Raw genomic sequence first — 7,464 nt, 5'->3', positions numbered from 1 at the left:
CCCGGCCACGCCCTCGATTGTCGAACCCGAACCGGTGGAGGACGAGTTCGCCGAGCTGGCCGACCGCATTCGCACATACCTGGCCATAAGAAACTGAAACACCCTTTATCGGGGGTGGGCCTGTGACTCCGCCGGAGACTCCGCCTGTGCCTGGGCCCTTCAAAGGGCCTGTGACTCCGCCTGTGGGTTGACCCATTAGAGCGGCCCACCCCTGCGCGTTATCAGTGCAGGTCAGTGCCGCTTTGGGTGGGCCTTTCGCAATCCAGACACCTACCCAAGTGGGCAGTTCCTCTTCACGTAGGGCGGGGCGGGCCCCGGCGGGAAAGCTCCCGCCCCGCCCTTGAGGACGTCAACGGCAACGATTCCGGCCGGGCGACGTACGGCGTTCAGCGGGCCCACACGGCCGCCGCCCACAACCAGACGGCCAGCGGGTGTTCAGCGGCGCAGCAGGGCGCTGGTGGGCGCACACGGGACCAGGGTGGGAATGGCAGCGTGGCAGTGCCCGGCGGAGCGGCGTGGAGCGAGGATGCTCGGGAGGTGGGAGGCACGGTCAAGACAAAAGAGCGAGCTCCGAGCAACCAACCGAGCCCAGAAACGAGAAAACCCAGGACCGAGACCTTGAAAAGGGGCTCTGACCTGGGGTTTTGTGGGTAGGCCCCCAGGGGCTCGAACCCTGAACCCACGGATTAAAAGTCCGTTGCTCTGCCAATTGAGCTAGAGGCCCGTGGCTTACCCCCGGTGACCAGGGGTGACGCCACCAGTCGCTGAGTCTACCGGATACCACAGCAGTGCGAGAGCGGAGGATTCCCCGTGTGCCCGGTGGGCAGGGACCTTCCGGTCTCTTTGACCCCGACACCGTGTCGGCGCCGAACATGGAGGGGGCGTGTCCACCGTCGGAGAGTTCGCCTCGATCCAGCGGGTGGGCATGCGGATGCTCCGGCGCTGCGACCGGACCGGTCTGCTGGCCCCCGCCCGGGTCGCCCCATGGCCGGGTGCCGGTCCCACGAGGTCGGACGGCCGGCGCGGCTGGGCCGCATCGTGCGGTCGTGCGGCGCCGGCTCGGGGTCGGAGGGCATCGCGCGGATCGTGTGCGATGGCCCGGCCCCGACGGGGTGGTGGAGTGGTCGTCCGTGCTGCGCCGGGAGTGGGCGGCCGTGTCCCCCGACGACCCCGCACCCTTCCCCTGGCCCGAGGGGCCGGGGATGTCGGTGGTGTCCCATCGAGTGGTGTGACTCTTCCGGCCCTGTTCCCACGGATGTTCCCACGGATGCGCGTCAGCGGTGCCGGGCGGATCGGTGCACCGCCGCCTCCGGCGGCTTCTTCATCCCGGCCGGCGGGCCGCCGGTACGCGGCGGCCTGCCCGGCTTCGGCCGACCATCGCGATGACCCGCAAGGACGCACCCACGCGAAAATCACACCACTCCCGGGGACGTGACCGGGATGTCGGTGGCGGACACGGCGGCGTGGGTCAACGCCGAGTCGGCGAAGAACGCCGCCGAGTCGGGCCGGCCGCGAATACTGCGGGCGGCCGCCTCCGCGCACCCGTAGATCCGGTGGGGGCACCGTCGGCGTGCATCTCGAACGCCGTGTCCGTGCCGGCCGGGCCTCCCCGGCGGGCGCCTCGGGGCGGGGCCGGTTCCGTCCGCCGCGGCGATGGGTTTACGTCGCCTTCTGGGGCGACTTGCGCACCTGATGCCCTGAACACGCCGATTGAGACTTGAAGAGCCGTTTCCACCTTAGCGGCAGGAAATGATTATGGTCCGCTTTTCAACTTTCCCGAAAGGAATGGACATACGGCCTGAAGCGGACAAGCGTACGGACGCCACCCTGAAAGGACCCCATTCGGTACGGGGTTCCACGAAGAACCGTACACATTCGCCGAACATGTGAAGCTCATCACAATTCACCTACGAGAAAACCCCAGGTGACCACGCCGACCCCACCCCTGAACACAGCGGACAAAGGCCGAATGGCGGAGATCACTGGGACCCTTGTGCACTAAAGTCTTCTTCCCATGAGGGAAACAGCGGTACGCGACCCCGCGGACACCCTCGCCCGGCGACCCGACAACACCGAACTGGCCCGGGCGTTGTCCGCCCAACTAGGCCTTGACCTGGCACCGCGCGAGTTCACACTCGCCGATGGTGTCCGGGTCGGCGTCGACTGCGCCGACGGAGATCCGCCGAGCCTGCTCGTGCAGTGCTCGCCCTTCTCCGGCCAGGTGAAGTCGTCCCAGCGCAACAAGGTCATCGCCGACGCCTTCAAGCTGTCCTGGATCCGGGACACGCACTTCCCACAGGCGCGGGTACTGCTGGTCCTGGGCGAACCCCTGGCCCGGCTGTTCGGCCGGGGGGCCTGGCTGCCCAGTGCTTTCGCCACCCACCGGATCACCGTCGCCCTATTGGACGCGGACCTACGAGTACGCGTTCTCGATATCGGTACGTGACGGAGCCTTCATCCAGAGTTAATACCGGCTCCCTAACGTCTCACCCGTCACACAACCCCCCGCGGGCCGTCGATCTCCGATCTTCCACCCGCTCTCCAACCGCCCGCCCCCGGTCAGTCGTACCCGGGGAGCGACAGGAGGGTGCCCCCGTGGATTTCTCGCTTGTGACCGCCGGACCGCCGTCCGGCCCCCCGCTCCTCGGCAACACGGTCTGATCCGCCGTGCGCGTCCCCGACACGCCCCGGATGACGGCCCTGTGCAGGCATGTGCGCACACAGCACGAGGAGCGGGCATGACACACCCCTCGGACGACCTCGGCATCCGCATCCGCGGCCTCACCAAGACCTATGACGGCGGCGACCCCGACCACCCGGCCCTGGAGTCGGTGGACCTGGACGTCGGAGTTCGTCGCTTCGTCAGCCTCATTGGCCCCAGTGGCTGCGGCAAGTCCACCCTGCTGCGGGTGATCGCCGGGCTGGAGGAGCACGACGCCGGGGAGGTCTCGCTCTTCGGCTCCACCCCGAGCGCACTGTGCGCCGCCAAGGGGGTGGGCCTGGTCCCGCAGACCCCGGCCCTGCTGCCCTGGCAGACCGTGCGCCGCAACATCGCCCTGCCCCGCCGGGTCAACCGCCGCGCCGGGGCCGGCGGTGAGGACCCCGACGAACTGCTGCGGGTGGTGGGCCTGTCCGACGTCGCGCACCGGTACCCGCACGAGCTCTCCGGCGGCCAGCGCCAGCGGGTGGCCATCGCCCGCGCCTTCGGCCTGCGCCCCCGGCTGCTGCTCATGGACGAACCCTTCTCCGCACTGGACGAGTTCACCCGCGAGGCCCTGCGGTTGCAGCTCCTGGGCCTGTGGCAGCGCCGGGCGACGACGGTCGTCTTCGTCACCCACTCGGTGCGCGAGGCGGTCACCCTCTCCGACGAGGTGGTCGTCATGTCCGCCCGGCCCGGCCGCGTCCACGAGGTGCTGCCGATCGACCTGCCCCGGCCCCGCGACGCCGGAGTCGTGACCGGATCGCGCATGCACGCCCTGGAGGACCGCGTCCGTGCCTCCCTGCAATCCGCCTGGGAACGCGGAGCCGCCCCCGACGACCTCGTCCCGCTATGAGCGAGAGCAGCCAGATGACCGCGACCGCCCCTCTGCGCCACGCCCCCGACCGTCCCGGACCGGCGCCCGGGCCCGCACGCCGCCGCACCCGGCCGCGCGGCCCCCTGCACCCGGCGACCTGGGCGCCCACGGCCTTCGTCGTCGTACTGCTGGGCGCGGGCTGGTCGGCGGTGGCCGCCGAGCACCCCTACATCCTCCCCCGGCTCTCCGACGTCGGGCTCACCCTGGTGGACCGGCCCGAGGTCTTCCTCGCCAACGCCTGGAGCACCCTGTCCATCGCCCTGATCGGCGTGGCCTGCGGGGCGGGCATCGCGTTCGCCCTGGCCCTGGTCATGTCCGAGGTCCCGGTGGTGCGGCGCGCCCTCATGCCGCTGGCCGTCGTCCTCAACGTGACCCCGGTGGTCGCGCTGGCGCCGGGGCTGGTGGTGGCGTTCGGATTCGGGCTGGCCCCCAAGGTCATCGTCACCGGGATCATCACGTTCTTCCCCGTGCTGATCAACGTCGCGACCGGGCTGCGCGCGGTCCCCGAACCCGTCCTGCACGTGTTCCGGACCCTGCACGCCTCCCGTTTCGAGGTGCTGTGGCGGCTGCGCATCCCCTACGGCCTGCCCTACACCCTGGCCGCGCTGCGCGTGGTCATGCCGCTGTCCATCGTCGGCGCCGTGGTCGCCGAATTCGTGGCCGCGGGCAGCAGCGGCGGGCTCGGCACCCTGATCCGCACCTCGGCCTCCGCGGCGCGGCTGGACTCCGTCTACGCCGCGATCGCCTGCCTGGCCGCCATGGGCGTGCTCATGCTGGCGCTGGTCTCCGCCCTGGAGCGCCGGGTGCTCTTCTGGCACGAGTCCCAGCGCACCCACGCTTCCCGTCCCCGCAGATCCCACATCGCCCAACGAACGGAAGAGCACCCCAGATGACCACCCCCACCACACCCCTGACCCGGTACCTCGGTGCCGCGGCCCTGGCCGCGGCCGTGCTGGCGACCGCCGCCTGCGGCGGCTCCGAGGCCGCCTCCGAGCCCACGGAGGAATCCGAACTCGCCATCAACGAAGAACGGTGCACCACGAATCAGGACGCCGGCACCATCACCTATATATCCGGCTACTTCTACCAGGCGTCGGTGAGCCAGCTGGAGGTGTTCGCCGCGGAGGGCCTGGGCTTCTTCGACGATGTCTGCCTGGACGTGGAGATCCAGGGCGGGGTCGGCGACATCATGGCCAACTCGCAGCTGGTGTCGGCGGGCACCGCCCACTTCACCCCGGTCGCCAACGAGGCCGAGATCGTCCAGGCGAACGAGGAGGACCACGACATCATCGGTATCGCCACCTACGGGCACGTGCCGATCGCCTCCCTGCTGACCGGCCCCGATGTGGAGGACCTCAAGGAGCTGGAGGGCCAGACCATGGGTCGGCCCGGCATGCTGGCCGCCCCTCTGGAGGCGATGCTGAACGCCGCCGGGGTCGACGTGGACTCCATCGAGCAGGTCGACTCCGGCTACGACCCGAGCGTCCTGCCCCGGGACCAGGTGCAGGCGCTGACGGCCTTCCGCTCCAACGAGCCCCACCAGCTCGACGCCATGGGCGAGTCCTACACCGAGTGGCTGCCCGAGGACTTCGGTGTGGTCGGCTCCTTCGGCGTGATGGCCACCAACCCGGAGTGGGCGGCGCAGAACCGGACCGTCGTCGAGGACTTCCTGCGGGCCATCGCCAAGGCGTTCGAGTACTGCGGGGAGGACGGCAACGAGCGCGAGTGCGTGGAGCAGGCCGCCGCGCTGGACCCCACCGGCGAGTTCGACGTCGACCACAACCTCAAGGTCTGGGCCTCCGAGAGCGAGCTGGTGCGCGCCTCCACGCCCGACGAGACCGCCTTCGGCTACATCGACCTGGGCATGACGGAGTCCGAGACGGAGAACCTGGTCGAAAACGGCGCCCTCGAAGAGGTCCCCGACCTGGAGCCCCTGTTCGAGCCGCACTACCTGGAGGCCGTGTACGTCGCCGGGAACGTGAGCTGGCCCGCCGAGGAAGAGGACGAGTAGTACCCCGAGTAGTACCCCCCACCGCGGGGAACGGCCACGGGCACCGGGGCGACGGCCCCGGTGCCCCCCGAGTCATCAGAGCGAGGGAACCGAGTTGTCAGAACCTGGCGGGACACCGGCCGCCGACACCGAGTACGGGATCTTCCTGCCCATCGGCAGCGGCGGGTGGATCGTCTCCGAAACGGCACCGCACCCGGAGGCGACCTACGCCTACAACCGCCGGGCCGCGGTCCTGGCCGAGCAGTACGGCCTTGACTTCATCATGTCCATGGGCAAGTGGCGCGGGTACGACGGCGCCACCGACCACTGGGGCCGGACCCTGGAGTCCATCACGATGATGGCGGGACTGGCCGAGGCCACCGAGCGGGTCAAGGTGTGGTCGACCGTCCACACCAACCTGTTCCATCCGGCGATCGCCGCGAAGATGTTCACCACGCTTCAGGAGATCGCGGGCGGCCGCGCGGGCATGAACATCGTCGTGGGCGCCTACGCCAAGGAGTTCGCCCAGATGGGCCTGTGGGACGACACCCTGTCCCACGCCGACCGCTACCGCTGGACCGAGGAGTGGACCTCGGTACTGGAGCGCCTGTGGTCGGAGCCGGCGGTGGACCACGACGGCGAGTACTTCCACCTGGACGACTGCCGGTCTCTGCCGCACCCCGCGACCCGGCCGACGCTGATCGCCGCGGGCCGCTCCGAGGCCGGGCTGGACTTCCAGGCCCGGCACTGCGACGGCTCGTTCCTCACCGCCCAGGACCTGCCGGGCCTGCGCGACGCCTGTCGGGACGTCAAACTGCGCGCCGAGAAGCAGGGACGGAGCATCCGCGCCTACTCGATGCTGACGGTCGTCCTGGCCGACACCGACGAGGAGGCCGAGGCGCGCAGGCTGGAGTACGGGCGCGGTGCGGACGTGGAAGCGCTCGTCAACATGAAGGTCTCCTGGGGGCTGCCGCCGGAGCGGGCGCTGTCGCTGACCGCCGAGCGGCCCGAGGACGAGGCGTTCCAGACCCCGTTCGTCACCGGGGCCCCGCATACCGTGGCGGCGCGCATCCGGGAGATGGTCGAGTTCGCCGGCCTGGACGGCCTGATGCTGATCTTCCCCGACTACCACGCGGACCTGGCGGACTTCGGAGAGCGGGTGATGCCGCTCCTGCGCCCGGCCGGTGCCGAGGGTGAACGGTGACCGGCCCCCTCGTCGACGTCGCGGGGCACTCCCGCCCGCTGCCCGGGCCGCCCGGGGAGGCGGCCGTGCTCGTCGTGGACCCGCAACGGGACTTCGGCGACCCGGAGCGGCTGCCCCGGTTGGACGCGGACGCCCGGGAGCGGATCGACGCCTCCCTGGCCGGGACCCGGCTGCTGGTCGACCGGGCCCGCGCGGCGGGTGTCCCCGTGGTGTGGACCCGCCTGGTGCAGGACCCGGACGAGCCGTGGGACTCCTCGCGGTGGCTGCGCGGGCTGGCGGACCTCCCGCCGGACCGGGCGGCCGCCAGAGAGCCGTGCCTGGTGGGAACGCCGGGCCCGGAGTGGTTCGGGGTGGCACCGCTGGAGGACGAGGAAGTGGTGGACAAGCGCCGTTACTCGGCGTTCCACGGCACCGACCTGGTCCGCCTGCTCTACTCGGCCGGAGTCTCCTGGCTGGTGGTGTGCGGACTCACCACGGACTGCTGCGTCGACGCCACCGCCCGGGACGCCTTCCAGCACGGCTTCCGGGTGGTGGTGGCGGCCGACGCCGTCGGCACCTATGAGCAGGCCCGGCAGGACACGGCACTGGCGGGACTGGCCCGGCACGCCGCGGTGATCGCCACGGTCGACGCCGTCACCGGGCTCTGGCGGACCGGGGATTGACACCCTCGGCCACCGGGTAGTCACCCCGTGCAC

Annotated in this window: 7 protein-coding genes and 1 tRNA gene; 7 read left to right on the top strand and 1 reads right to left on the bottom strand. The window is 70.7% G+C overall.

The features are described 5' to 3' along the window. Positions 1-651: 651 nt before the first annotated feature. Positions 652-724, bottom strand: a tRNA-Lys gene (locus tag QJS33_RS25025). 364 nt (positions 725-1,088) lie between these two features. On the opposite strand from QJS33_RS25025, the gene QJS33_RS25020 reads away from it, so the two are divergent. The 7 genes from QJS33_RS25020 (at position 1,089) to QJS33_RS24990 (ending at position 7,431) form a co-directional block, all read left to right on the top strand. Further along, positions 1,089-1,232, top strand: a complete 144-nt coding sequence (locus QJS33_RS25020; RefSeq protein ID WP_306370521.1) for a hypothetical protein — start codon at positions 1,089-1,091, stop codon at positions 1,230-1,232. A 782-nt stretch (positions 1,233-2,014) separates the two neighbouring features. Further along, positions 2,015-2,446 carry a hypothetical protein gene (locus QJS33_RS25015; RefSeq protein ID WP_306370520.1) on the top strand — a complete coding sequence of 144 codons (432 nt, stop codon included), beginning with the start codon at positions 2,015-2,017 and terminating at the stop codon, positions 2,444-2,446. Positions 2,447-2,738: 292 nt separating this feature from the next. Further along, the gene (locus tag QJS33_RS25010; RefSeq protein ID WP_306370519.1) at positions 2,739-3,554 is read left to right on the top strand and encodes an ABC transporter ATP-binding protein; all 816 of its coding nucleotides are present in this window, start codon (positions 2,739-2,741) and stop codon (positions 3,552-3,554) included. Positions 3,555-3,568: 14 nt separating this feature from the next. Continuing rightward, entirely contained in the window at positions 3,569-4,468 is a 900-nt protein-coding gene (locus QJS33_RS25005) for an ABC transporter permease (RefSeq protein WP_306370522.1), read from the top strand. Next, positions 4,465-5,586 carry an ABC transporter substrate-binding protein gene (locus QJS33_RS25000; protein ID WP_306370518.1) on the top strand — a complete coding sequence of 374 codons (1,122 nt, stop codon included), beginning with the start codon at positions 4,465-4,467 and terminating at the stop codon, positions 5,584-5,586. The genes QJS33_RS25005 and QJS33_RS25000 overlap by 4 nt, the downstream gene beginning before the upstream one ends. Positions 5,587-5,680: 94 nt before the next feature. After that, positions 5,681-6,769, top strand: coding sequence for an LLM class flavin-dependent oxidoreductase (locus tag QJS33_RS24995; RefSeq protein WP_306370517.1), 1,089 nt, complete (start codon positions 5,681-5,683; stop codon positions 6,767-6,769). Next, entirely contained in the window at positions 6,766-7,431 is a 666-nt protein-coding gene (locus QJS33_RS24990; RefSeq protein WP_306370516.1) for a cysteine hydrolase family protein, read from the top strand. Before QJS33_RS24995 ends, QJS33_RS24990 begins: the two co-directional genes overlap by 4 nt. Positions 7,432-7,464 lie beyond the last annotated feature (33 nt).

Source organism: Nocardiopsis sp. CC223A (assembly GCF_030766825.1).
Classification (GTDB): domain Bacteria; phylum Actinomycetota; class Actinomycetes; order Streptosporangiales; family Streptosporangiaceae; genus Nocardiopsis.
This window is presented reverse-complemented; position numbering and strand designations above follow the sequence as displayed.

Bases quoted from the DNA above. Each gene is read 5' to 3' on its own strand.
- QJS33_RS25015 (WP_306370520.1), top strand. From the start codon at position 2,015: ATGAGGGAAACAGCGGTACGCGACCCCGCGGACACCCTCGCCCGGCGA.
- QJS33_RS25010 (WP_306370519.1), top strand. From the start codon at position 2,739: ATGACACACCCCTCGGACGACCTCGGCATCCGCATCCGCGGCCTCACC.
- QJS33_RS25005 (WP_306370522.1), top strand. From the start codon at position 3,569: ATGACCGCGACCGCCCCTCTGCGCCACGCCCCCGACCGTCCCGGACCG.
- QJS33_RS25000 (WP_306370518.1), top strand. From the start codon at position 4,465: ATGACCACCCCCACCACACCCCTGACCCGGTACCTCGGTGCCGCGGCC.